Here is a 26,014-nt window from a genome sequence, read left to right as displayed (position 1 = left end):
AGGGTAGCAAGGGTAAGATTTTGCTAGATTCTAGCAATGTTACGATTAAAAAAGAATTTAAGGAAGCGTAATGGATAAGATTCAAAGTTTGCTTAATGAAATTGCTACAATATGTAGAAATGAAAAAGCTAAAAAAGAAGCAAAGATTGCAAAGTATGGGAAAAGCGTTATTTTAAGTGATAATGAAACTTATGAATATATCGAAAAAAAGCGTTTAAAAAGAGAAGCTATCAAAGAGAATGTGATAGCAAAGTATTACCGGGATTTCTGTAATGAATAAAAGTATTATTGACTATGGCATAGAATTTTTAAAGGTTTCACATAATACAAATAAAAAGCGTTTTAATGCGTTTGCAAAGTATCAAAGGCTGGAATCTGCTGTCAATGTTGAATCTGCTGTCAATGTAAAATCTAGCAAGGATTTATCACATAAGCAAGATTCTAAGATAAAAAATACACACAAATAAATCTTTTTTTTGCAAGGATTGCTTAAGCTACATTTTGCTAGAATCTATTTAAGGAATGAAAGTAAAAGGGTAGTGTAATGGATTTAATAGACAAAATAGCACGTGCTGGAAAAATATTTCAAAGGGAAGCTAAAAAAAGGGAAATATTAGCTATTGACAATAAAAGGGAAGCTTATTTCAATGCTAATAAAGATAATGTATTAAGTGATTTAGCAAATATAGCAAAAACTCGTTTTAAAGTGGATTGTAAAGCTATCTTAGTAAATGCAGATTCTAGCAATGATTTAGAATCTAAAAAGCTTAATATGTTTGTGATTAAAGACTACACACAAAAGAATAAAAATAGATTCTAATTTTTGGAATGAATAGAATCTAATTTTTAAATCTACTTTTATCTTAAAATTTTCTTAATTTAATTTTCATTTAAGTTTTTATTTTGTAATAATTTGATATAATTTCATTTAAGATTTTTAGTTGCTAGAATCTTAATGTTATTTGAAATCTTAAGGATAGCTTAATATAGCTTAAGTTGTTAGTAAAATTGTTAGTAACAATTTTCTAAACTTGCTTTTTTTAGCTTTAAAAGTGCGTGTATAACGATATTGTAGATTAAAAAAGTATAATTTATAGATAAAAACGACGCAGAACATAAGCCAATAGATTGTTACAATAAGTGCATAGATATACTAAGCTATATAGCTAATGGAATTATTAACACTAAACAACAAGAGAATAACTATCACTCAAAATTTAGAGAATTACTAGAATTATTGAATATTATAGGACAAAATAATATTAAGTCGATGTATATAGGCATATTGGATAAAAATAAGGAAAGTGAAAATAAAGATTCTAATAAAAATGCTAGCAATTTAAAAGATATTAAAATGCAAGTGAAACGTCCTAAATTCATAGGCAGACTAGCAACAACTATAATTATAGAAGACGGATTGTATATGGGATAAAGGTGCGTTATGGGCTTTAAAAGAGAACAAATAATAGAACAATTAAAGAGAAAAAACGTAATATTAGAGCAAGACTTTATATATACAATAAACGCTTTAATAATAGAAATTAATAAAAAAACAGGTGAATTAGAATTTCTCAATACTTCTAAAAAAAATATAGGTAAATACACAAAATAATGGAGCAAAGCTTTAATTCAATCTTACAAAATTATGGAATCTTCACCTTTTGCCAACTACAAACCAAATTATCTAGACCCAAGCTATAAAGTAGGAGAAAAATCTAATCTTATAAAATTTAAAGAATGGCAAAGTTTATATCTAAAAGACCCACTAAATGGAGCAATAGCTCCATGGACTAAAAAAGAGAAAGCATATTTTGAATCTTTAACAACAAAAAGAGAAAGGTATAAATATTTAGTAATAAGAAGTGGTATAAGAAGTAGCGTAATAGATATACCATTTGAAGCAATAGCAAATATAGATGATAACGGCAAGTTAATTAATACAAAATATGCAGAGCTTTATGAAACAGTAGAAAAATAGAGACTTAGCACATTTAGGCAATGGGTATCTAGCAATGAATGAATGGAATATAGCAGCAGGAATACTAGGAGATATAGAAGGCTTTAAAAATAGAAATACAGGGCATGGTTTTACATCAAGAACATATCAATTACGAGTTTTAACAACTCAATTAGGAAATATATGGGAAAAAGCGTTGTATGGATATGGTTTATTTACAGATGGACAATACAAAAATCCATTGCGAGAAACTAAGATAAATTTGGAATGTATCCATATATTGATGAAATATTAGGATTAGAATGGATAATCGATTTAAATTTACAAAATTTTCAAGATATTATTCAACAATTTACTTATGATTTCGAAGGACTTTCATTACTTGATGCAAGAGAGAAAATTAGTAATGGTGAAATTATCGACCCTAGAAGTCCTAAAGCAACACAAAAAGATAGGGAGAAATTTATAGAAGAACTAGCATTTGATATAAAACCTTTTGATATTAACTTATCTAATGATATGAGTAAAGAACAAGCACAACTATGGATGACAACATCCATACTATTAGTTAAAATCCTGGCAGTAACACCACCACAAGGTTATCCAAATGCCCCATTATACTATACGCCTGAATATTTAGAGAGAATATATAAACAAGGGAAACTAGATTCTAAACTAGACCCAAGAATCCCAGCTATATATAGAGAATCTTTTCCGCAAGACTTACGAGATAAAATAGAATCTTTTGCTAAAAAACACAACATTAAAAATTAACAAAATATTGTTGTCCGCAATTTAATATTCTTTATTTATTAGAATTAATACTAAGTAAGTAAATGTTTTAATATTAACACTATTAAAATTCATATACAAATAACTTAGATACACAAAAATATTACATTTACGTCGATTTTTCAATTTTTTTCCAAATTTTTAGTTACTTTTTATCTAATTAATGATAAAATCTAAAATTGTTTTATTGCATAAATATGACATTTTGTAAGGGTTTAAGGCTAATTTAAGGATAAAATTGATGAAAAGTGTTTCGGGCAAACTCACATTACTTGGTTGCGGGATTATCGCATTCCTGCTTATTTGTATTATGATTCTAAGTTTTAAACAATCTCAAAATGATATTAGAAATTATTTGGGTGGCATTCAGGTTAAGACGATGAGCGATGTCGTGCTTGATTTTAACGCGATAGCCGAGCAAAAGCACCGCCATGTCGAGATTTTAGCGCAAGAACTAGCTAAAGATGACCACCTTGATAATAAGATTCTAATCGAGTTTTTGCTACTTATTAAAGAAGCGGGCGATTTTGAGCTGCTTTATTATGGCGTAGAAGACACGAATGAAATGCTTTATAGCAATGGACGCGTGCGTAGCCCTACTATCGATGGCTATGATATGCGTGTGCGTCCGTGGCACAAACACGCCCTTGAGACAAATAAGCTAAGTGTGACAGACCCCTACATTAGCGATACGAGTAAGATAATGGTTATCACCTACACAATGCCCGTGCGAAACGCTAGTGGTAAGCTAATGGGCGTTATCGGGGCGAATGTGAGCCTTGCAAACTTTAGCGAGGAAGTGCTAGAAATGGGCGAGGGCGAAGGCACGTATGCTATGGTTATAAATCCGCAAGGGCAGATTCTATTCCACAAAGATTCTAACCTTATAATGCAAAAGACCGCCCTTAGCACAAATATCGCTAATCAGCTTAGGGCAAATCCTAGTTTGCTAGAGCCAAAAAATAAAATCGATGATATTTTCTCCGCCATAGATGATAATGGCAATGAACAAGCAATCGTGTGTAATGTCGCAAACAACCCAGAATACATAATGTGTAGCATTACAAGTGTGAAGTTTTATACCGAGCCTTTAAAAGAGAGCTTTATAGAGCAGCTTATTTTAAGCCTTGTGCTTATGGCTATTTCGGCACTCATTTTCAAATTTATCATTGATAGGATGATGAAATCCTTGCGTGTGGTGCAAAATGGGCTTAATTCATTCTTTGACTTTGTCAATCATAAAAGCCACGATGTGGATGTGATAAAGGTCAATAGCCGCGATGAGTTTGGGCAAATGGCAGCCGCAATTAACGCAAATATCCAAAATACCAAAAATAATCTAAGCAAGGACGCCGCGGCAATCCAAGATGCAAGTGCTAAGGCAAAAGAGATTGAGGGTGGGAATCTTCGCGCACGAATTGAAGCAATCCCGGCAAATCCGCAACTTTTACAGCTTAAAAATGTGCTAAATTCTATGCTTGATGTGCTAGAAAAAAATATCGGGGGCGACACGAATGAAATAGCGCGTGTGTTTAAAAGCTACACTGCTTTAGATTTTACCACTGAGGTAAAGGATGCAAAGGGCGTGGTGGAAGTCGTTACGAATACTTTGGGACATGAGATTCAAAATATGTTGCGAACGTCTTTAAACTTTGCAAATGATTTAGAATCTAAAAGCAAGGATTTAGAGGAAGCGGTGCGGACATTGACAGAATCTACAAATACTCAAGCGTCATCTTTAGAGCAAACGGCTACGGCGGTAGAGCAAATTACGTCTTCTATGCAAAATGTAAGTGGCAGGACAGGCGAAGTAATAGGGCAAAGCGAAGATATTAAAAATGTAATCGGCATTATCCGCGACATCGCTGACCAAACAAATCTACTAGCCTTAAATGCGGCAATAGAAGCGGCAAGGGCTGGAGAGCATGGTCGTGGCTTTGCCGTTGTCGCTGATGAGGTAAGGAAACTTGCGGAGCGAACGCAAAAAAGCTTAGGCGAAATTGAAGCAAACACAAATATTTTAGTGCAGTCAATCAATGATATGGGCGAGTCAATCAAGGAACAAGCCACAGGCATAGGACAAATAAATGAAGCCATCTCGCAATTAGAATCTTTAACGCAAAAAAATGTCGATATAGCAAACCACGCTAAAGACATCTCCACCGCCGTAGATTCAGTCGCCAACCAAATCCTAGAGGATGTTAATAAGAAAAAATTCTAGGGGACTAGAATCTAGATTCTAAGTTTATAGAATCTAAAATTGTATAGATACTATAAATTTTAAGTCAAATTTATGTAATTTTTTGCTATAATTAGCATTTTTCAATTTAAAAATTAAAGGATAGAAGTGCCTACGATTAATCAATTAATTCGCAAGGAGCGAAAAAAGGTCGTTAAAAAAACAAAATCTCCCGCGTTAGTGGAGTGTCCGCAGCGTCGTGGCGTTTGCACGAGGGTTTATACTACCACGCCAAAGAAGCCAAACTCCGCGATTAGAAAGGTCGCTAAAGTGCGGCTTACAAGCAAGTTTGAGGTCATTAGCTACATTCCTGGTATTGGGCATAATTTGCAAGAGCACAGCATCGTGCTTGTGCGTGGCGGTCGTGTAAAGGACTTGCCGGGTGTGAAATATCACATCATTCGCGGTGCGTTAGATACCGCTGGTGTGGCGAAACGAAGCGTATCGCGTAGTAAATATGGTGCGAAAAAGGCTAAGGGTGGTGACGCGAAAGCCCCTGCTAAAAAGTAGATTCTAAGGCCGTCATTGCGAGGCTTTGCCGAAGCAATCCATACAAAAGGTTTTAATGTGAAATTTATAATTTCTTTTTTGTTATTGTCTGTTTTTGCTTTTGCGGAATTGCGTGAAGTGGAAGTAACTTGGAAAGCCGATAGCCTTTTTGATATAGGTAATGGAACTATTGTAAGGGTTAGTTGTGGTGAGTATGAGTGTGATTCGGACGTGCCTGGTTTTTGCAATGGCGGATATAATGGTAGATGGGTGGATTATGGTGCAAGAGTAAAAGGCTACAATGGTAAAGCTTATTTTGAAAACGACAAAGACAACCAGAATCTAATATTTGACGACATTACTTGTCAAGTTGTCAAAATTTTTGGAAAATAATTTAATTTAAGGAGAGAAATATGAGACGTAGAAAAGCCCCTGTTAGAGAAGTGCTAGGCGACCCCATTTATGGAAATAAGGTTGTGACGAAGTTTATCAACAAAATGATGTTCGATGGGAAGCGAAGCGTGGCGGAGAAAATCATTTATGCTGCGTTTGAAAAGATTGAGAGCAAGAGCGGTGAAAAGGGCATCGAGGTGTTTGAAAAGGCGCTAAATAATGTGCGACCGCTAGTTGAGGTGCGAAGTAGGCGTGTGGGTGGTGCGACTTATCAAGTGCCTGTTGAGGTGCGCGCGCAGCGTCAGCAAAGCCTGTCAATCCGCTGGATAATCGAGGCTACCAGAAAACGCAATGAGCGAACTATGATGGAGCGTTTGGCAAATGAATTGATGGACGCGGCAAGTGATAAAGGCGCTGCGTTTAAAAAGAAAGAAGATGTGCATAAAATGGCTGAGGCTAATAAGGCTTTCGCGCATTATCGCTGGTAATCTTCTATATATTTAGATTCTATCTTATTGCTAAGTTTTTTACATTTATAAAAACAATATCTAGGATAGATTTGTAGCTATGAGATAAGTAGTAAGACAATCATGATATTACAAACAACAAACACAATTTTGTGCTAATTGCAAATTGATTGTTTTAGATTCTATAACCTTTCTATTTGTTTTTTTTGTAAGCATCGAGACTATTTATGCGATTTTGTATTTCGTCATTTGATATACTTTCTTTATTTTTTGTATTGTGTGCGTTTAGCTCCGATAGTTTTATTAGTAAATTTGTGCTGGCTGTTTTTTCTGTTTGCAATATTTGCAAAAAAGTATCTGCTTTTTGTAAAATTTCTTTTTTAGAGCTATCATCTAAAGCATCAAAAAAGCTTGTGAATGGATTTAAAAATTCATTTAATGCCTTAATACTACTTGCAAGATTCCCTTTTATTTGCTCTATCATACTTATATTTGTTTTGTAAGATAATTCATCTTTTGTAAGCCATGAATCTAGCACTTCACTACATTTATTTAAGATTCCCATCCCGTCATTATATATTGAATCTGCTTTTTTTAATGTATGTTCTATAAGATTTGAGTTTGTATCTGGTGATATTTTTTCTTGTAAAAAATCCTTGTTATAAACATTTTCTTTTTGTTGTGTGCGTTGTTTGTATAGTTTTTTACGATTTTCAATTTCTTGTTTTTTGTTAAAAGCACGTGCTACATTTCCATTTCTAAAAATTATTTCACCATTTCTAAATACAATAAAATATTTATTTAGAATATTGTTAGCCTCCTTATTTATAGGAATATTGTTTATATGATTATAGTATGCACTTCGTATTAAGTCTTTTTCATAAAAGCTAACATTTAAAGATTCTATAATAGCAATATTGTGATTAAATTTTTGTGTATCCATTATTTTCCTTTACCAAACATAATGATAGCTAAGTTTTACACCTAGTTCTTGAATATACAAAAAGCTGCGTAGAAACCTTATCTGTGACAAAAATTAGCGAATCTACAATACCACAAGCACTATCAGCAATATCAATGCGATAAAGTGCATTATTTACATCGCTTACACTTGGTGTAAAAGTGTAGGTTACATTATGAAATTTTGCTATCTTAGAATCTGTTGGTAATATGGAAGCGACCTTATCTAAATCACCGCAATACATACAGGTTAATACACCTTTGTGTTTTAGAATCTGCTCATAAGCACTTGCAACATTTCGTTTCATAAAGGTAGCTTTTGTTAGTTTTATATCTTGTGTAATGTGGTTATCTAATGAATTTATAGAATCTAGATTCTGTGGTTTCATAGTATTTTGTGTATTTAGTGGATTTTGAAACAATGAATTATTTGAGTTCAAATTATCAAGATAACCACCTCCATTACGTTGCCCTAAAAATTCGTAATTTACATCATTTTCAGCATCTATATTAGTATCAAATAAATCCTGCATTGCTGAATATTGTAAAACTTGCTCCATGTTTTTACTTTGTTGTCTGTTTAGATTAGCTGGATTTTGCGGTGATTTTATAGAATCAATGTTGATAGAATCTAAGTTTTGTGTTGCAAAATTAGATTCTAAAGGATAGCTAATACTCCAATCACATGTGCTACATGCTCTTTGTTGCACGCCAAACTTGATTTTATTTTGTAAATTTAAAAATTCTTTTAAAGCATTTGGGTTATGAAAAGTATCAGCACTAATATGAGTAAAAAAGCTAAAAAATATTAAAGTAACAAAAATTAAATAAGACAATACAATAACTCGCATATCATTATCCTTGAAATTATTTGTGTTGTTAAAATGATTTAGAAATTAGATTCTAAATAAAGGAGAAATATACAAAAGATTCTATCAAAAATACACAAATAACATCTTTAAGTGCTATCAAAAATCATTAAAAAATAGGTTCTAGATTCTTTATATAGAATCTAATCTAACATTTTGGTGTTTATATTTTACATTTTTACACACATTTACAAATTTTTGCGAAATAAATAAAATAAGATTGATTTTTCGTTTAAATTTCACTATAATGAATGCAGTTAGAAATTAGATTCTATAAATCATTTTAAAAATGTGCGACTTTTAGAATCTAGATTCTAAAATCAATTTAAAGTCGATAGATTCGAGATTCTATAAATGTGTATTTTTTATACGTATTTATAGAATCTAAAGATTCTATATATTAAAAAAAGGATATTTCATGAGTAAGAAAACTATGAAAGCGGCAGTTAGCAAAGAGTATGGGAAGCCATTAGTGATAGAAGAAGTGCCGATACCAAAGCCTGGTCGCGGCGAGATTCTAGTCAAAATCGAAGCTTGTGGTGTGTGCCACACGGACTTACACGCGGTGGACGGCGACTGGCCAGTCAAACCAAAGAAAAATCTAATCCCCGGACACGAAGGTATCGGCAAAATAGTCGAGCTAGGCGAGGGCGTCACACACCTTAAAGTAGGCGATGTGGTGGGCATTCCATGGCTTTATAGCGCGTGCGGACACTGCGAACACTGCTTTGCAGGCTGGGAGACGCTATGTGAAAAGCAAGAAAATGGCGGCTACTCGGTCAATGGCGGCTTTGCAGAATACGCAATCGGCGCGGCGGACTATGTCGGCATTTTGGATAAAAACCTAAGCCACGCACAACTTGTCGAAATCGCGCCGATTTTATGCGCTGGCGTGACCGTGTATAAGGGCTTAAAAATGACTGATACGCGACCTGGCGAGTGGGTGACAATCTCTGGTATCGGCGGCTTAGGGCATGTCGCGGTGCAATACGCACGTGCGATGGGACTGCGGGTCGCGGCAATCGATGTAGCCGATGAAAAGTTAGAACTTGCCAAACGCTACGGCGCAGAAGTGGTCGCAAACGCAAAAGAGCTAGGCGAGCAAGGCACGATTGATAAAATCGTAAAAGAGACAAAGGGCGGCACACACGGCGTTTTGGTAACTGCGGTGCATCCTGTGGCGTTCAAACAAGCCGTTGGCGTCACAAGACGCGGCGGCACCGTGGCGATGAATGGCTTGCCACCGGGCGAATTTCCTGTGAATATTTTCAATATGATTTTGAATGGAATCACGATTCGCGGCTCGATTGTTGGCACACGCCTTGACTTGCAAGAGGCAATTGAGTTTGCCCAGACAGGTCGTGTAAAAGCCCACGTGACAGGCACTAAGCTAGATTCTATAAACGAAGTTTTTGATAATATGCGAAAGGGAAAAATTGATGGGCGAATGGTGCTTGATATGGCGTTATAGCTTGTGATATTCGCCTTTTGGTTAGATTTTATAGTTATAGAATCTAATTTTAGATTCTATGGATTTTTAGAATCTAGATTCTATATTTTCTTAATTTTTTCTAGCGATAATGCGGATGAAGTAGTCGTTTTCATCTTTGTATGGGGCGAAGTTTTTTTCTTCTTTTGCGTATAGAATCTTAAAATGCGATTTTAGATTCTCACACAACATCTCAAAGTCTAAAAAGCGTCTAAAATGCGAATTGTAAATAAAGGCGTTTTTCTCGCCACTTACAGGCTTTCCCTTTTTATAAAGCGAATTTTTAAGCCCGCGTGCCTCAATACAAAAAAGCCCATTACTTTTAAGATTAGCCACAATCCACGCAAACAGCCTATTTTCCTGCTCTTGCGTAATGCTATGTAGCGTAAAACGCGAGTAAATAATATCAATATCTTTTAGCTCCTGCATGAAATCTAGCCGCGTAAAATCCGCACATTTAAACCGCACATTTGGATTATTTTTCGCTAAAAGTGCTATTTCATTCTCGCACATATCAATGCCTAGCACATCTAAGCCATTTTTGGCAAAATAAATGCTATCGCGACCATTCCCACAGCCTAGCTCGACTAGCTTTGGCTTAAAAAAATTATGCAAGCAAAAGGAGGCAAAAAGGCTCTCTTTATCCGCACTGCTGTGCGTTTTGTAATAATTTTCCCAGTAGGCTTTATCCTGTAAGTCATTTTCTAACGGGGGGGGGGGTAATAGTTTTAGATTCTATAATATTTTTAGAATCTAGTTTGGGATTTTGTAAGTTTTTAGATTCTATATTTTCTATAGAATCTAAGTTTTTAGATTCTATAAAATTATTAGAATCTGTTTTACTATCCCCGTTATTTGGATTGCTTTGCTCGTAATGACGCATCCCCTTACACATAGCCTCAAACTTTTGATAATACTCCCAAGATGCAACCATTTGCGGATAGTTTTCCTTAAAAAATGACAATTCAACATCCATTATATTTTTTATTTTTTCCCTTAAAGTTTTATTGTTTCGCAAATATTCTATTATAGAATCTTCGCTTATTAAATGGCTTTGCGTTTCTTTTACTTTATTTTTCAACGTATCAATGTAGCCGTGCAAATAGTTTTTACACGCTTTTAGCAGCAAAGCATTTTCACGCAAAATAAAATATTCACTTTTTAGCATAAATATTAGAATCTGCGTCTTATCAATTATGATTTTTTCAGTGAAAAACTCGCTAGAAATATCGATAAAAGAGCCATTTGTGATAAAATCTTGATAAGTGCCGATGTGGATATTTAGGCTATCTTTAGAATCTAAACTCGCTAGATTCTGTGTATTTTCACTGCCATTGCAAAAGGCGTTAGCAATATCACTATTTGCGGCTACAAGTGTTGTAGGGAGATTTATTAGCACGCCGCGATTTCGATTGATTCTATCATTAAAGATTTTTTTATCACTAGGCGGAGTAAAGTGAAAATGATTTGCGACTTTAGCAAAAGTATCAAAAGCCTTTTCCTTGCTAAAATCTTTGAAATCAACGCAATACACATTATTTATAAGCCCTAAATTACGCCAGATTTTTAAGTATGAGCTAAAGGCAATGTAAGATTTATATATCCATTCATCATCTAAAGCCTGCATTTGCGGGACTTTGCTACCTAATCGATAAAAGGGTGTTACAAATAAGTTGTTGTAATCACAGGTTAGATTAAAACGTTTGCTTAGTGGATTTTTAGCGATTTCTTCATCAATTAAGCCATTTTCAGTGTGATTTATGCCATGCTGGAGCTTTTCTATTGGGTCTCGCGCGATGTAATACATATCTACTTTTTTATTGAATAAAAATAGATTTTTGGTAGAGACAAGTGGGTGAAATGATAGGAAAATATACTCATTTTTGTGATGTAAAAGCAAGGTGTAATCTTTTATGTATTTTTCGCAGTCGCCTAGCCAGTAAGGATTTGTTAGAGCGTGTGAAATCTCAAAATAGTAAAGATTAGCCGCAGAGGCAGATGAGCCATTGCTAAAATATACAAAGTTATAGTTTTGTGGCAAGGGGAGATTTAAATGATAGGCTAAGGCTGGGGGTGTCGTTTCGTAATTTATAGAGTTTGGATTTAGTAAAGGGGGGAATGGGTGGATAAAGTTGGAAGCTTTATTTTGGGAAAATTTGGAATCTTTTGGGTTTTTAGAATCTTTAAAGGTGTTGTGGTTTGTAGATTCTATATTGCTATGGCTAACGGGGGGGGGGGGGTAATGTTATTTGTGGATTTAGATTCTATGTTTTTAGAATCTTTATTAGAATCTAGATTGTTGCTAAAAAGGCTTTTAGTTATATCTAGTCTCTCATCTTTGCAAAGTGCGATAAAATCGCCATAAGATTCTATAAAACTTTTTGAGCTAACCCATTCAATATGGCTTTTTAAATGTTTATAAAAAAACTTAGAATCTGTGTTTAAAATATTCTTATAATTCCACTTTAACCTTTTGCACAAAATCTTATAAACCGCAAACTCTTGTTTGTTAAGTATTAAAAACGGAGCAAACCGATACGCAAGGGACACTTTCCACTTTTTAAGCTTAACACTAAACTGCTTAGAGATGCTAAAAATATTTATAGAATCTATAAAGTCCTTTTGCTTTAAATTTATCATATTATTTCTCCTTAATGACATATCAAAGATTATTTAATGCTTTGCAATACAGAATCTAGTATATCTTTTTTCACTTTTTCGCCCTGTTTTGCGGCGTCTTCTTTGGCTTTATTGCTAATTTTACTTACGCCCTTGCTCATTTCTTTTTGCATTTCTTTAAAAGTTTCAAAATTCATAATTTTTTGCGCGATTTCCATCATCACAGGATAGGTCGCGGTCGCCTTGAAATTGTCCGCAATAGGCTTTTTTAGGAACTCAACCTGCGATAATCCATACAAAATCGCACTCAAAATAAGAAAATATTTCAGCGCCGCGAACAAATATCCGCCAAAATAATTTATCACATTTAGGCTCGGCATAATGACCACAAACCGCGACACCACCGCACCTATCACAAGGCAAAGCACCCACACTAACGACAAAATGATAATGAATGACAAAATCCAAGAAATGCTCTCGTTTTCAAACTCAAGCCCCGTGTAGCCGATGTATTCCGCGCCAAGTGCGAAGTATTTTGTCGCCAAATATAGCCCTAAAACAAAGCCGATTAGGGCGGCGATTTCTTGTATTAGCCCGTTTTGCATGCCGCGTATGGCTAGGATTAAAACCACGACTATGACGCCGATGTCGATGTAATTTTGCGCACTCATAACGCCCCCAAAATGTGTATAATTTTTAATTTTTTATCAAATCATTGAATCTAGATTCTATAAATCGAAAATAAACATAAAATTTTATCTTAAAATACTAAATTTTGCTAAATGTTGTGCTTCTTATTACAATTAAAAATCTAATATTTATTTACAAAGATTTTGATTTGCATTTTGTAATATCAATTTGGCAGATTCTATATCCTTGCTTATCTGCGTTTTTAGGGCGTTTAAGTCGCTAAATTTTTTGTTATTTCTTAGCATTTGGACGAAAAATATGCGAATGTGGGTTGTGGTTTTTAGGGCGGATTCCAAGTTATAATTTATGGAATTTTTTTCATTAAAAGTTACATTAGATTCTATGCAATCTTGCAAAGTTTTAGAATCTTTAGATTCTATAAAGTTATGATTTTTAGAACTTTTGGCGGATTCTATAATATGTGTTTCGATTGAAAAATGCTTATCAGTGCTTAGTCGATTGCCTATAAAAGTCACAGCTTTATAGAATCTTTTTTGCATAAAGTTAGTATTTTTAGAACTTTTTTCATCAAAAATATCATCACAAAACTCAACAAAACTCGCATAAACGCCAAATTTTGGAATAATATTTAAGCTATTTTTAATATTTATTGTAGGATAAAGGCTCTTTTTACCCAGCCCCTGCCCTTTTATAATGCGTCCTTTTATGCTAAAAAAGCGTCCAAGCATCGCATTTGCCGAGTCCATATCGCCATATTTTAGCAACTCTTTTATGATACTTGTGTGAATGGGAGTGCCATTATATGTTATAGATTCTATAACTTTTACCTTAACATAATTACGATTTATAGAATCTAGCATATCACGTAAATCTAGCACATTACTAGCGCGATTCGCCCCAAAGCAAAAATCATACCCAACGATAATTTCTTGCAAATTTGGCATAATTTCAAAGAGCAATTTTAGAAATTTCAAACTATCCCAGCTTTTAATCAGCTCAAATTTTAGACGGAAAAATGGCACATTTGCATACTTTTGACGCTCATTTGGCGGCGTCACAAAGGGCGTTTTAATCGAGGCAATCGACAACGCACAAGCCTTAGAATCTATTTTTTTATTTTGAGTAGAATCTTTAAAATTTTGGCTTTTAGATTCTATAAATTTAGAATCTTTTTTGGTATTCTCAATTTGAGTAGAATCTTTATTCTCATTTTGCTTTAAATCTTTAGAATCTTCGCTTTCATTTAGCTGCTCTAAAAGCCTTAAATGCGCCTTGTGCATACCATCAAATTTACCGATGGCAACGCTTGTAAATGGGAGTTTAGAATCAAGATAAAAAAAAAAACTTTTCATAATTTACCTTAGTTTATTCACTTAGTGCATATACTCCATTTGCATTATTATGCACATTGCCACAGATTTTTGTAAATTCTTGCATATCACTTATTTCAATTTCTATGGTATTTTTGTTTGTTTTAGCTTGTATTAAAGTGATTGTTATGCTTGGGATTACATTAGGACGAAACAATATCTTTTTTTTATTTTTTACTTCTTTTTGCGTATGTATAGCGGAATTAAGAAAAATTCCTTTTGAATAAAGTGTGCAATTTTGCGGTTTTCCTGTAGAAATAAATGTGAAATCAATTTTGAAATCTTCGTAATTATTTAACTCTCCAATTTTAAACTGTTCCCAACTATTATCATCAATTGTTTTTACATAACGAGTGTCAAAAGCCCATTTTTGCATTGCCAGTTCATCTTTGTAATCTACATTAGAATCTTTTTTGGAATTACACCCAACAAACAATGCAATAAAAATAAATATAAAAACACGCAAAATAAATCCTTTAAAATCATCTAAAAAGTCAAATAAGACTAGATTCTATAATTTTAAGGTTAAGATTTTACAAGATTCTGTATTTTTCAAAAATATAAGTTAGCGATAAGTAAAAAGCAAATTATTAAATAAATTTCATAAATTTAGATTCTATAATATTTAAGCTTTTTTTGTAGAATCTTAGTTTAAAACACTTAAGGAGAAAATATGGATGCGATTAAGATTTTGTTTGGCGTAAGCGATACTGATGAGTGTAGAAAAGCCGCGCCCACGATAATTAAGCTATTTTCAAAGCGAAGTGAGATTGAGCTAACACTTTTGCATGTGAGCGCGGAGACTATTGTGCTGGCTGAAAGCGGCATTGTGGATTATGCGTCCTTAGAGCATGTGCAAGCGGAGGAGTCAAATGAGATTTTGAATGAATTTGCCGCCATTTTTAGCAAGGAGGGCATTGCGACCAAGAAGATTTTAAAAAATGGCAACCCCATTGATGTCGTGCTTGAGATTGCTAATCAATACGACTTGCTAGTAATCGGGGCTAGTGAAAGCGGTATGTTAAAGCGCATTTTCAACTCTCATCAAAATAGTTTCATAAACTCCTCGCCCATTCCTGTTTTGGTGGCAAAGTAGATTCTATAGAATCTAATGCAAAATAAACGCATATCCACTCAAATTTTCTAGCATAATGATAGAATCTCCAACTCTTATTTGCTGTGAAAGTGGCGTATGAATGTTATTCCCACACAAAATACTCCCAAAATCACTAAAATAAAACCGAAAAGTATCGCGCTCCACGCAACTACTCATAGCTCCAAGCGACAGCAAATCCAAGCGATTAGATTCAAACAAGCGAAAATCAAATGCCGCATTATCCTTGCAAAAGCCCGTGATATTGCTGTTATTATAGCCGCTTAGACACTGCGAATTGCCCACGTTTAGTGCGACAATATCGCCCGCCAAAGGTCGCCTATCAAAGTCCGTGCTACTAGCAAATCGCGGCGTATCGCGATAAATTGACAGGCTATTTTTAGTATAAATGCCGCTTGTGTGAAACTGCGTCTGCCATAGGAAATTTTGCGTATTTTGCAATAATCTAGCGGAATCTACACGTGCAAAATTATAAATATCGCCAAACTCCAAAAAGCCCAAATATGTGGAATCAGCTAGGCTTAAAATGCGTGTGTGCTTTAAGGCATAAAGCGTGGTTAGCGTGCTTCGCGTGTTATTTGGCAGGGCAAGAGAGTAGGAAAGAAACGCCCCACAAGATAAAATCGCAATGATTAAAATGCTAAAAATAAGCTCGATTAGTTTCATTTTGAAAAACTTTTAGAATAAATGTTTATGGTTAAATTTTAGCTGAATTATAAAAATCTTTAATTATTTAGAATGTTTTATTATATATGTAAAATAATGTTTTTAGTATAATTATGTTTTAGTATTTAGGTTAGGGAAAACATAGTATGAAAAAAGTTTTTTTTATATTTTTAATTATTTTGATTATTTTGTTACTAATTGACCAAGCCATAAAATATATTTTAATTGATTTTGTAATTTCTACTCAAGGTATTAGCAAAGATGAGATTGATTTACACGGCTTCTACATGATTAAAGATATGCCTATTATTTCTATTGCCTTAGTTTTTAACACAGGCGTGGCGTTTTCCTTCCTTACATCACTTGGCGAGTGGTTAAAGTATATTCAAATCGCCCTAATTTTTGTGATTATTGCTATTTTATATTCACAAAAAGAGCTTTTTAGGACGCATTACATTCCCTTTGCTATGATGCTTGGTGGTGGTTTGTCAAATGTGCTTGATAGATTCTTGCACGGCGGCGTTGTGGATTATATTTATTATCATTTTGGGTTTGATTTTCCTATTTTTAATTTCGCGGATGTTGTGATTGACTGCGGCATTGCGATATTTATTTGGCAGGTGATTTTTAAGAAAAAATCTTAGATTCTAAAAGTTGGACTCCTTTTTGCTTTAATCCTTCTAAACTTTGTTTGAAAGGATGTAACATGCAAGTTTCACAGAATATTTTACAGAAAAGATACACAGACGGCGTTCATAATCAATACAGCATCGATATGGAGCATGGCGCGCGAAACCGCTATGTGCCTATCAGCGTGGATGATAGTTATTTGCCGCAAGATGTGTTTGTCAAATCGGAGTATTTGCAAAAAATTGAGAGTTTGGGGGATAGTTTGCAAGGCAGTTTCCGCGATGCGGAGAGCTTTATGAATATGGCGACAATCCTGCAAGGCGAGAACATTTTGAATAGTCAAGATGTGATTGCGGCGGGGTATGTTGCGCGGGTGAGCGATGAGATTAACTTTGATTCATTCAATCAAATCTTGCAAAATGAGAATTTGAGTATGGAAATGCGAGGGCTAATTAACCAGCTAGTCAATAAATTGTATAACATTAACTATGTGAATGCTGGGATTTTGGCTAGTGCGTAAGCTGGGTTTTAGATTCTAAGATTGTTTATAAAATTTTATAATATTTTGTATTTCAAGGAAGAAATTACAAAATTATTAGAATCTTTTTTGGGTTTTTGTAGCAAATCTAAAACAGATTCTAATCTAACTGTTTTCACAAACAATAAAACTCCACGCCAACGATGTTTTTTTGCTTAATTTGCTTAGAATCTAGCAAGTTTTTTAACACTAAAAGGCTAGATTGAGAAAATAAAATCTCACAATCCATCACGCTTAAAGGACGCATTTTTAGTAAATCCAAAATTTGCAAAGAATCCAAATCTTGCTTTGCCACGATAAAATCGCTCTTTCGCGTCACAACGCACACATTTAAGCCGCTAAACACATCCGCAATCTTGTAAAGCCGCGCATTTGACACAGGGAAAACGCGGTGGCTACTAGGTCTATCGATAGTCGAAATATCCACGCGTTTCAGTCGCACATTACGCAGAAACTCCGCTAACGCCGCATTAGATTCCAAATCGTCATTAATATCTTTGACAATCAAAATCTCGCACACCAAATCGCCGCTAAAATCGCGCGAAAACTCGATTATACCGCGTTTCACATGCTCTAAATTTATCATGCGACTTGGCTTATCCACGCGTTTAAATTTTTTAGAATCAATAGAATCTAGCGAAAATTTCACAATATCAAAGTGCTGCAAAGTCTCCTTGCACTCGCTCAAACGCGTGCCATTGCTAAGGATTAAGGTTTTTATGTGCGCATAGGGCTTTAGAATCTTTTTAGATTCTATAATTAGCTCTTGCAAGTGCGGATAAAGTGTCGGCTCACCATTTGCTGTAAAGGTTAGCACGTCGATGTTGTTATTTTTTTTTAGGGCAGATTCTATAGAATCTAAAACCGTTTGCGTAGGCGTAATTTCACTTTGTGTATCAATAGGCTTTGCGGCTTTAAGCTCACAATATACGCAGTTAAAGTTGCACTGCTTCACACTTGGGCTTAAATCCACGCCAAGGCTTACACCAAAACGTCTTGAAAGTATGGGACCAAAGGTTATTTGCATATTTTTCCTTGAAGTTTATAGAATTTTTGATTCTCATATTTTTTAAAACATAATTATAGAATCTAATCCAAAAAAAGATTCTAAAAATAAGGCAAAATTCTTAATGTTTTTTGACTAAGATTCTATAAAAATTTTAAGGATAAATTATGAGTGAGTTAAAAAATATAGAATCTATTAATAACGCGAATGATACAATACAAAATAAATATGATATTAATCGATACAAAAAAGATTCTAGTCTTATTGTGCCTTATACGCACTTGCATTTGCATACTGAATATTCCTTGCTTGATGGGGCGATGCGCATTAAAGAGCTAGCAGGTAAGATTAAAGAGCTAGGAATGGATAGCGTGGCGATGAGCGACCATGGGAATATGTTTGGGGCGTTAGAGTTTTACAAGGCTATGAAAGAAAATGGGATAAAGCCTATTATAGGAATTGAAGCATATTTGCACAATAAACAAGATTTGGATAATAAAGATAGGAATGTCCCGCGATTTCACTTATGTTTATTTGCCAAAAATGAAGAGGGGTATAAGAATCTTTTATATCTTTCAAGCCAGAGCTTTATACATGGGATGTATAAATATCCGCGAATTAATAAAAAGATTCTAAGGGAGCATTGCAGTGGGCTAGTTTGCACGTCTGCTTGTATTAGTGGTGAGATTGCTTGGCATTTGAATCTAAATCCTAGAATGGAGAGCAAAAGGCTACATAAAAAGAAAACAATGGGGGCTAGTGGATATGATGCCGCTTTAGAATCTGCTTTGGAATATAAGGATATGTTTGGAGAAGATTTCTATATTGAAATAATGCGACATGGTATTGATGACCAGCTTTATATTGATAATGCCTTGATTGATATTAGTTTAAAAACAGGTATAAAGCTAATTGCCACAAATGATGCGCACTATCTTAAAAGAGATGACGCAGATTTGCAAGATGCTGCAAAAATGATAGCAATGGGTAAAAATATCGATGATGAAAAAAGATTGTATCAACCCTTAAGCGAGTTTTATGTAAAAAGCGGTCGTGAGATGCTAGATTTATTTAGCGATATACCTGAAGCGGTGTTTAATACGCAAGAGATAGCGGATAAATGCAATTTAGAGCTAGACTTAAAAAATGATAAAAATCCGCCAACCCCACCTAGCTTTACATTTGCAAAAGAATATGCAAAGGCTGAAGGGCTAGATATAGAAAGCGAAGAAGAATATTTCGTGCATAAGTGCAAAAAAGGCTTGGCTAAAAAGCTAAAAAAGATTCCACCAAAAGAGCATCAAATCTATATTGATAGACTAGATTATGAAATGAAAATTATAAATCAAATGAAATTCCCCGGATATATGCTAATAGTTTGGGATTTTATCAATTTTGCTAAGGAAAATAAGATACCTGTGGGACCTGGACGGGGGAGCGCTGCTGGGAGTTTAGTTAGCTATTGCTTAGAAATAACTGATATTGACCCTATAAAATATGACTTACTTTTTGAGCGATTTTTAAATCCTGAACGTGTGTCTATGCCAGATATTGATACAGATTTTTGCCAGCTAAGACGAAATGAAGTAATAGAATATATGAGAGAAAAATATGGGAAATATAATGTAGCACAAGTCGTAACCTTTGGTAAAATGCTAGCAAGGAGCGCTATTAGAGATATAGGTAGAATCTATAATATGCCCTTAAATGATACGAATAACTTTGCAAAGCTAATCCCAACAAAGCCGGGGATAACACTGCAAGGCTACACTGATAAAAAAAGTGGAAAATATGTTGAAGGGGCAATTGATTTAGAGCCAAAAATAAAACAGCTTATAGAATCTAATCCAAAAGCTAGACAAGTATGGGATATGGCTTTAAAGGTAGAGAATCTAAATAGAAATACAGGAAAACACGCCGCAGCCTTAGTTGTAGATTCTAAACAAGAATTGTGGCATAAAGTCCCCTTATATGTGTATAGAAAAACAAATAAAAAAAAGCTAGATGATGAAAGCGAAGAGTATTATAGCGATAGTGAAGAGCTAATCACACAATATTCTATGAAATATTTAGAAGAAGTAGATTTAGTAAAATTTGACTTTTTAGGGCTTCGCACTTTAAGCGTGGTAAAAGATACCCTTGATATTATAAAAGATACCGATAATATCACGTTAGATTTATCAAACGTGGATGTGAATGACCCTAAAGTCTATCAAACACTGCGTAGTGGAAACACACTTGGAATCTTCCAGCTAGAATCTAATGGAATGCAAGAAATAAATCGCAAGCTCCAGCCAACAGATATTAATGACGCCATAGCCCTTTTAGCCCTATTTCGCCCAGGTCCTATGGAAAGTGGTATGACAGATAGCTTTATAGAAAGAAAGCACGGGCGTGAAAAAATCACATATATGTTTGATGAGCTAGAGCCGATATTAAAAAGCACTTATGGAATCATAGTCTATCAAGAGCAAGTAATGCAAATTGTGCAAGTAATCGGTGGCTTTTCACTTGGTGAAGCCGACTTAATCCGCCGCGCTATGGGTAAAAAAGATACTAAAATAATGGAGAAAAATAAAGAAAAATTTGCAAATGGCGCGGAAAGCAAAGGCTTTGATAGAAAAAAGGCTGAAGAATTATTTGATTTAATAGAAAAATTTGCCGGATATGGATTCAATAAATCGCATTCAGCTGCCTATGGAATCTTAACATTTCAAACTTCTTATCTTAAAACATATTTTAAACACGAATTTATGGCAGCCCTACTTACTAGCAAAAGCAATAAGATAGAATCTGTGGCAAAATATATTGATGAAGTAAGAGCTATGGGTATTGAAGTATTGCCACCGCATGTAAATATTTCTAAGACAAATTTTTCTGTTGTAATTGAAAAAAGTAATATTAAAAAAATCGTATTTGGCTTGGCTGCGGTAAAATCGGCTGGTAAAAACGCCTTGCAAAATATTATTGATAATAGACTAGAAAATGGCGTGTATAAAGATTTGGCAGATTTTATTATGCGTGTGGATTTTAATAAGCTTTCAAAAAGAGCAATAGAGCCGCTAATAAAAAGTGGGAGCTTGGATAATCTTGGCTTTTCAAGGGCTAGTATGCTTGAAAATGTCGATTACATTTGCGAAATGGGGCGAAACGCACAAAAGGCAAAGGCGGAAATGACAAATGGCTTATTTGGACAAGATTCATTTAAAATCTCTTTAAAAATGAAAAATCTGCCTGAACTACCGCATAAGATTCTATTAGAAAATGAGTTTGAATGTCTTGGAATCTACATTAGCGGACACCCATTAGATGAGTTTAAAGATGAAATAAATAGCATAAAAAATGTGGTGAAAATCAAAGATTTAGAAACGCTAGAAGATAGCTCATCTGTGCTAATCATAGGCAAGATTCAAAAGATAGAAAAAAGGATTAGCAAAAAGTCAAATCGCACTTATGGTGTGACAAAAATCATTGATTTTAGTGGGGCTCAAGAATTGATTTTATTTGAAAATCAGCAAGAGATTCTAGAAGAAATGGACTTAAGCGAGCCTGTTGGTATCGTAGGGAAAGTTAGTAAAAACGTAGTGCTTGATAAAGAATATGGCGAAGAAGATTCTATGAATGGCTTAGAATCTGCTGTAAGCTACAAAGTGGATATAAAAATCTTTGATATTAAAAGTCTGCAAGAGTGCAAAGATGTAAATATCCGCGTAAGAAGAGATAAAAATTATGGCAAAGCAGAAGCCCTGCAAGATATAGAATCTAGCTATGAAAATCATGTCACACCCATTGATTTAGTAGGGCAGATGAGCCAAAAAGATAGCTGTTTATGTATCATATTTGATAGTATGATAGAAAAAAAAGATGTGGAAAAAATCGCAAACTTAGCTAAGATTCACAAAGGCAACTCAAAATTTGCCATAGGCTTTAAAAACATAGAATCTAAATCCGCATATTTAATGCAAAGCAACTTCTATGTAAGCCACTCCCTAGAATCCGAACTAGAAAAACTTTTCCCAGCAGCAAAATTGAAAGTTATATAGAATCTAGATTCTATATTATGCCATCAAGGAGAATGTTGCTATGATAAAACGCGGCACAAATGCTATCGTAGTCTTCCCACGCATAAGTGGTTAGACCTGCCCAAATTAGTGCGTGTAAAAGTTTGATTTTTTCTTTGCTAATGATGTTGGATTCTATAAAATTAGGATTTTTTCTATTAGAATTTTTAGCGTTATTAGATTCTATAAACTTTGAATCTTTAAGATTTGCAAGATTAGATTCTATATTTCCTAACTTTTTCTTAGAATCTTTAGGATTTTTAGAATCTAAATTAGAATCTATATAGAATCTTTTTTGTGAAATAAGCTCAAAAAAGTATTCTTCCATATTTTCCCAGCCGTTTGTCTTTATCGCAAGTTCTATGCTATTAGATTCTATCAAAAGCGAAAACTTTTTACGATTAAAAGTATCATAATTACCAACTATCGAATAATATAACTTAGCAAAATCATAATCTTTATCCCCATAAATATCACTTTTTCCAAAGTAGCCTCGCGGGTCAATTAGCACGCATTTCATATTAAAACTATCAAAGAGAATATTTGAAAAAGTGCAATCACCATGAATAACCACAAACGCACTTGGCAAATGCTTTTCAATCAAATCGCACAAAGTATCCTTGCAAAACAAAATATTTTTGTAATATCTATGATTAATTTTTATAAACTCATTTTTGGCAAAGGGAATTAGCTCTTTTACTTTCTCTAAACGGCTAAAAGTTTTTGTGATATAAGTCTCAATACAATCGCTTTTGACGGCCTTTCGCGGCGGCGTCAAAGTGTGCAAAGTAGCAATGATTTGTGATAGAATTTCGCGTTTTTGAGAATCTAGCAAACATTCATACTCAAAAATATTCTTACCATTAATTTGCTTCATCTCGAGCGGCTCGTATTTATAAATGTGCGGAATATCGGCGAAACCTTGTTTGCTAACGAATTTATACCACGCAACTTCCTTTTTAGCAATCTCGCGACCTTGCGTGTCAAGCGGGCTTTTTATCGCCCTTTTATCCCTAAACTCGATTTTGTTAAAAGGACGCGTAAGGCTTATGGGATTGCACTTTGTGTAGGCTAGAAGCGTGCCGATTTCCTTGCAAGATTCTAAACTTAGCTCGTTAAACTCGATATTTTGGTGCTGCAGCCACTCAACTAATGCCCCGCTTGTAGGGATATTTTTTAGAATCTTTTTATTTGAAAAAATAAAAAGCCCTGCTACGCCGTGGCGGAAGCTTGGCTTTTCAGCGAAGATTCCAGCCTCAAAGCTCCAGCGACACTCAAAAGACTTAGAAATTCCTATGTAGTTTTTAGTGTAGCGCGTTTCTTTAGAATCTAATTTATCAACAACAGGAGTTTTAGATTCTATAACTTTAGAATCTAACTCATTAGGTAATTTAAAACTTTCACTTAAAATCAAATCACACCAAATAATCATAAAAGATTCATCATTTTTAAAGCTAGAAATTGCGTCTTTAATCCCTGAAATAGTCCCTTCCCCACGCGGTTTTAAGATTCTATAATCTACATTTTCAGCGAAAATTTGCAAATATTTTTCCAGCACATCAATCTTATAATCCGCGATAATAGTGAATCTAGCGCCCTTAAACTTCCTAAAAAGATGAAAAATGATGGGCAGATTATCATAAGGCACAATGCACTTTGGCTTATTTCGCGTTAAGCCCTCTAGACGCGTGCCTTTGCCACCTGCTTGGATAATGATTTGCTTTAGCATATTTTGAGCCTTTGTTGTTTTTAAAATAGGGTGGGCGTTTAGAATCTAGATTCTAAAACTTGTCTTAAACCACCGCGAAATATTGCAAAATTAAAGCATTAAAATGTTAAAATTTCTATTTTGAAACTTAAAAAAGGGCGAAAAATGACTTTATCAAACCTACCAAAAACATGGCTAATTGATGTGGATGGCACGATTGTGCGGCATAATGGGCATAAATTTGGCGGTGATATTTTGCTAGATGGTGTAAGGGAATTTTTCGCAAAAATACCTCAAAATGATAAAATTATCTTGCTTACATCAAGGCTTAAAAGCGAGATTCCCGCATTAGAATCTTTTTTAAAATCGCAAAATATCCGCTTTGATTGCATAATTAGTGATTTGCCTTTTGGTGAGCGAATTTTGATTAATGATAATAAGCCAAGTGGGCTAATTTGCGGCTACGTCATAAATAAAAAACGCGATGAACATTTACAAATTGAATTTAAAATCGATAATGATTTATAGGGTAAAGTTATAAAATCTAACATTTTCAAAGATTCTATAATATCTTTAAAATTATTTTAAATTCTAATTTATAACTAAAAATAAGATTAAATGTTACTTTTTGCTACATTGTGTATATTTTTTTAAATATTTATATTACAAAATGTTTTTTTTTTTTATTGTTGTATAATCTATTAGTATTTTTTAAAAAGGAAAGCTATGGGTATTTTTGATTTTTTCACAGGTAACAACAAGGAATATCACAAAAATGGTAAGCTAAAAAGCGAAACCATAGAAAAAGATGGCATTACAACGACAAAGACATATTATGAAAATGGGAATCTTGAGAGTGTGCTTGTTGATTCTGATGAAGTTGGCATAATAGAAGCTAAAAGCTATTATGAAAACGGAAAACTACAATGCGAAGATATATGCTTGGATAACGGGGGAATATTGACAAAAATGTATCATGAAGAAGAAGGCTATCTTTATCTTGAGAATCTAAGTGGCAAAGATTCTGAACTTATTAGTATGACAGGTTTTCATAAAAATGGAAAAGTATCTTTTTTTACAGAATATAAAGATGGCAAACCTGTTTTTACAAAGGAATATTATGAAAGTGGGAATTTAAGTGCGGACTACGTTTATAAAGACGGCGAAATAGATGGCATGTTAAAGAATTATTTTGAAAATGGTGAAATTTTAAGCGAAATACCATTTACACAAGGCAAAAGAGAGGGAGTGGCAAAAGTATATGATGAGGATGGCGATGTGCGCGCGACAATAGTGTATAAAGATAATCAAGGTGTAAGTGGGGAGTGCGCCGATGGAAAACAGCTAACACAAGCTCATATACACAATTTTGAAAATAATGGAAAATTACCCTGCGATTAAGATTATTCTATATAGAATCTAGATTCTAAAACTCAATATCTTTATACTCAATCTTTAGAATCTCAAAGTCAGTTTCGCCGCTTGGGAGTTCTGCTCGTCAGTATCATAAAAAAGGCTAGTATTTTTGGTGGAAAAGTAATACCTTTAGAATCTAATGAAATTAATAAACCTATCGAAAAGAAAAAATTAAATATTTTTAAGAAAATAAAGAAATGGTTGAAAAAATAGTTTTAAAGAAACTTAGAATCTAGATTTAAAAAATTTATCATAATAATAGATTCCATTAAAAGATTTTATAAAAGTGATATAAAATTTAGATTCTATATTTTGCTAAGCAAAGTCGTGGCAATCTACTTTTTATTGTGGATTTGCAAGTATAAGTTAGTTGCTACAAAACAAATGCTTAAGCTTTAGCTTCGCTATGATAGAATTTTATAAAACCTAGATTCTATGTTTTCAAAAAAAATGTGGTGAGTGAATGAGTGGACAATTAGGAAATTAGCGAAGCGAAATTATAGAATCTAAACTCAATTTTTAAATATTTTTATTTTAATCTATTCTTACCCTGCCACCGGTTGGAAAAATATTTATAGAA

30 protein-coding genes are annotated in these 26,014 nt (G+C 34.0%); 19 read left to right on the top strand and 11 right to left on the bottom strand.

Going from position 1 to position 26,014, the window contains the following annotated elements; translation table 11 throughout:
- Positions 1 to 70 precede the first annotated feature (70 nt).
- From LS64_RS08560 to rpsG, 12 genes are all read left to right on the top strand, one after another.
- Positions 71 to 280, top strand: a complete 210-nt coding sequence (locus tag LS64_RS08560; RefSeq protein WP_034568876.1) for a hypothetical protein — start codon at positions 71 to 73, stop codon at positions 278 to 280.
- A complete protein-coding gene (locus LS64_RS08555; RefSeq protein WP_118949078.1) occupies positions 273 to 467 on the top strand; it encodes a hypothetical protein in 195 nt (64 codons plus the stop codon). The genes LS64_RS08560 and LS64_RS08555 overlap by 8 nt, the downstream gene beginning before the upstream one ends.
- Before the next feature lie 77 nt (positions 468 to 544).
- On the top strand, positions 545 to 820 hold the full coding sequence (locus tag LS64_RS08550) for a hypothetical protein (protein WP_118949079.1): 276 nt from the start codon (positions 545 to 547) through the stop codon (positions 818 to 820).
- Positions 821 to 1,285: 465 nt separating this feature from the next.
- A complete protein-coding gene (locus tag LS64_RS12475; RefSeq protein WP_160659275.1) occupies positions 1,286 to 1,432 on the top strand; it encodes a hypothetical protein in 147 nt (48 codons plus the stop codon).
- 9 nt (positions 1,433 to 1,441) lie between these two features.
- The gene (locus LS64_RS13330; protein ID WP_202391489.1) at positions 1,442 to 1,612 is read left to right on the top strand and encodes a hypothetical protein; all 171 of its coding nucleotides are present in this window, start codon (positions 1,442 to 1,444) and stop codon (positions 1,610 to 1,612) included.
- A 33-nt stretch (positions 1,613 to 1,645) separates the two neighbouring features.
- Positions 1,646 to 1,978, top strand: a complete 333-nt coding sequence (locus LS64_RS13325; RefSeq protein WP_202391490.1) for a hypothetical protein — start codon at positions 1,646 to 1,648, stop codon at positions 1,976 to 1,978.
- Positions 1,979 to 2,012: 34 nt separating this feature from the next.
- Positions 2,013 to 2,252 carry a hypothetical protein gene (locus tag LS64_RS13320; protein ID WP_202391491.1) on the top strand — a complete coding sequence of 80 codons (240 nt, stop codon included), beginning with the start codon at positions 2,013 to 2,015 and terminating at the stop codon, positions 2,250 to 2,252.
- A complete protein-coding gene (locus tag LS64_RS13315; RefSeq protein ID WP_052062299.1) occupies positions 2,225 to 2,731 on the top strand; it encodes a hypothetical protein in 507 nt (168 codons plus the stop codon). The genes LS64_RS13320 and LS64_RS13315 overlap by 28 nt, the downstream gene beginning before the upstream one ends.
- 259 nt (positions 2,732 to 2,990) lie before the next feature.
- Positions 2,991 to 4,970, top strand: coding sequence for a methyl-accepting chemotaxis protein (locus LS64_RS08540; RefSeq protein WP_202391492.1), 1,980 nt, complete (start codon positions 2,991 to 2,993; stop codon positions 4,968 to 4,970).
- Positions 4,971 to 5,096: 126 nt separating this feature from the next.
- A complete protein-coding gene (gene rpsL / locus LS64_RS08535; protein ID WP_034571515.1) occupies positions 5,097 to 5,498 on the top strand; it encodes a 30S ribosomal protein S12 in 402 nt (133 codons plus the stop codon).
- 15 nt (positions 5,499 to 5,513) lie between these two features.
- Positions 5,514 to 5,870, top strand: a complete 357-nt coding sequence (locus LS64_RS08530; protein ID WP_034571512.1) for a hypothetical protein — start codon at positions 5,514 to 5,516, stop codon at positions 5,868 to 5,870.
- Positions 5,871 to 5,890: 20 nt separating this feature from the next.
- A complete protein-coding gene (rpsG, locus tag LS64_RS08525; protein ID WP_034571509.1) occupies positions 5,891 to 6,358 on the top strand; it encodes a 30S ribosomal protein S7 in 468 nt (155 codons plus the stop codon).
- A 172-nt stretch (positions 6,359 to 6,530) separates the two neighbouring features.
- On the opposite strand, the gene LS64_RS08520 is transcribed toward rpsG, so the two are convergent.
- Both LS64_RS08520 and LS64_RS08515 read right to left on the bottom strand, forming a co-directional pair.
- Positions 6,531 to 7,280, bottom strand: coding sequence for a hypothetical protein (locus LS64_RS08520; protein WP_034571506.1), 750 nt, complete (start codon positions 7,278 to 7,280; stop codon positions 6,531 to 6,533).
- 28 nt (positions 7,281 to 7,308) lie between these two features.
- Entirely contained in the window at positions 7,309 to 8,148 is an 840-nt protein-coding gene (locus LS64_RS08515; RefSeq protein ID WP_034571503.1) for a hypothetical protein, read from the bottom strand.
- A gap of 436 nt (positions 8,149 to 8,584) precedes the next feature.
- On the opposite strand from LS64_RS08515, the gene adhP reads away from it, so the two are divergent.
- Positions 8,585 to 9,637, top strand: coding sequence for an alcohol dehydrogenase AdhP (gene adhP, locus LS64_RS08510; protein WP_034571500.1), 1,053 nt, complete (start codon positions 8,585 to 8,587; stop codon positions 9,635 to 9,637).
- Positions 9,638 to 9,727: 90 nt separating this feature from the next.
- Here adhP and LS64_RS08505 read toward each other — a convergent pair whose 3' ends face one another.
- From LS64_RS08505 to LS64_RS08480, 6 genes are all read right to left on the bottom strand, one after another.
- Positions 9,728 to 10,270, bottom strand: coding sequence for a class I SAM-dependent methyltransferase (locus tag LS64_RS08505; RefSeq protein ID WP_052062449.1), 543 nt, complete (start codon positions 10,268 to 10,270; stop codon positions 9,728 to 9,730).
- A gap of 82 nt (positions 10,271 to 10,352) precedes the next feature.
- Complete coding sequence (locus tag LS64_RS08500; RefSeq protein ID WP_034571497.1) at positions 10,353 to 11,696, bottom strand: DUF2972 domain-containing protein; 1,344 nt, start codon at positions 11,694 to 11,696, stop codon at positions 10,353 to 10,355.
- Positions 11,697 to 11,863: 167 nt separating this feature from the next.
- Positions 11,864 to 12,295, bottom strand: a complete 432-nt coding sequence (locus tag LS64_RS08495) for a hypothetical protein (RefSeq protein WP_138127307.1) — start codon at positions 12,293 to 12,295, stop codon at positions 11,864 to 11,866.
- A 29-nt stretch (positions 12,296 to 12,324) separates the two neighbouring features.
- Positions 12,325 to 12,945: a CvpA family protein gene (locus tag LS64_RS08490; protein WP_034573181.1), complete on the bottom strand. Its 621-nt coding sequence runs from the start codon at positions 12,943 to 12,945 to the stop codon at positions 12,325 to 12,327.
- Positions 12,946 to 13,092: 147 nt separating this feature from the next.
- The gene (locus tag LS64_RS12470) at positions 13,093 to 14,277 is read right to left on the bottom strand and encodes a riboflavin kinase (protein ID WP_034573183.1); all 1,185 of its coding nucleotides are present in this window, start codon (positions 14,275 to 14,277) and stop codon (positions 13,093 to 13,095) included.
- 13 nt (positions 14,278 to 14,290) lie between these two features.
- The gene (locus tag LS64_RS08480) at positions 14,291 to 14,761 is read right to left on the bottom strand and encodes a hypothetical protein (RefSeq protein WP_052062631.1); all 471 of its coding nucleotides are present in this window, start codon (positions 14,759 to 14,761) and stop codon (positions 14,291 to 14,293) included.
- 207 nt (positions 14,762 to 14,968) lie between these two features.
- On the opposite strand from LS64_RS08480, the gene LS64_RS08475 reads away from it, so the two are divergent.
- Positions 14,969 to 15,391, top strand: a complete 423-nt coding sequence (locus tag LS64_RS08475) for a universal stress protein (RefSeq protein ID WP_034573187.1) — start codon at positions 14,969 to 14,971, stop codon at positions 15,389 to 15,391.
- A 12-nt stretch (positions 15,392 to 15,403) separates the two neighbouring features.
- On the opposite strand, the gene LS64_RS08470 is transcribed toward LS64_RS08475, so the two are convergent.
- Complete coding sequence (locus LS64_RS08470) at positions 15,404 to 16,075, bottom strand: hypothetical protein (RefSeq protein ID WP_034573189.1); 672 nt, start codon at positions 16,073 to 16,075, stop codon at positions 15,404 to 15,406.
- Between the two features lie 146 nt (positions 16,076 to 16,221).
- On the opposite strand from LS64_RS08470, the gene lspA reads away from it, so the two are divergent.
- Together lspA and LS64_RS08460 are read left to right on the top strand one after the other, a co-directional pair.
- Positions 16,222 to 16,719, top strand: a complete 498-nt coding sequence (gene lspA / locus LS64_RS08465; RefSeq protein ID WP_034573191.1) for a signal peptidase II — start codon at positions 16,222 to 16,224, stop codon at positions 16,717 to 16,719.
- A gap of 62 nt (positions 16,720 to 16,781) precedes the next feature.
- Complete coding sequence (locus LS64_RS08460; protein ID WP_034573193.1) at positions 16,782 to 17,225, top strand: hypothetical protein; 444 nt, start codon at positions 16,782 to 16,784, stop codon at positions 17,223 to 17,225.
- 133 nt (positions 17,226 to 17,358) lie between these two features.
- Here LS64_RS08460 and LS64_RS08455 read toward each other — a convergent pair whose 3' ends face one another.
- Complete coding sequence (locus LS64_RS08455) at positions 17,359 to 18,270, bottom strand: radical SAM protein (protein ID WP_034573195.1); 912 nt, start codon at positions 18,268 to 18,270, stop codon at positions 17,359 to 17,361.
- Between the two features lie 146 nt (positions 18,271 to 18,416).
- Between LS64_RS08455 and dnaE the strand changes: the two genes are divergently transcribed.
- The gene (dnaE, locus tag LS64_RS08450) at positions 18,417 to 22,292 is read left to right on the top strand and encodes a DNA polymerase III subunit alpha (protein ID WP_081948369.1); all 3,876 of its coding nucleotides are present in this window, start codon (positions 18,417 to 18,419) and stop codon (positions 22,290 to 22,292) included.
- A gap of 10 nt (positions 22,293 to 22,302) precedes the next feature.
- On the opposite strand, the gene LS64_RS08445 is transcribed toward dnaE, so the two are convergent.
- Entirely contained in the window at positions 22,303 to 24,039 is a 1,737-nt protein-coding gene (locus tag LS64_RS08445; protein WP_034573197.1) for a sugar phosphate nucleotidyltransferase, read from the bottom strand.
- Positions 24,040 to 24,183: 144 nt separating this feature from the next.
- Here LS64_RS08445 and LS64_RS08440 point away from each other — a divergent pair, with 144 nt between their 5' ends.
- The gene (locus LS64_RS08440) at positions 24,184 to 24,546 is read left to right on the top strand and encodes an HAD family hydrolase (protein ID WP_034573199.1); all 363 of its coding nucleotides are present in this window, start codon (positions 24,184 to 24,186) and stop codon (positions 24,544 to 24,546) included.
- A gap of 198 nt (positions 24,547 to 24,744) precedes the next feature.
- Positions 24,745 to 25,419: a toxin-antitoxin system YwqK family antitoxin gene (locus LS64_RS08435; protein WP_034573201.1), complete on the top strand. Its 675-nt coding sequence runs from the start codon at positions 24,745 to 24,747 to the stop codon at positions 25,417 to 25,419.
- Positions 25,420 to 26,014 lie beyond the last annotated feature (595 nt).

This window comes from Helicobacter saguini (assembly GCF_000762875.2).
In the GTDB taxonomy this organism is placed as follows: domain Bacteria; phylum Campylobacterota; class Campylobacteria; order Campylobacterales; family Helicobacteraceae; genus Helicobacter_A; species Helicobacter_A saguini.
The sequence above is the reverse complement of the archived record's forward strand: the minus strand, read 5'-3'. Positions and strand labels throughout refer to the sequence as shown.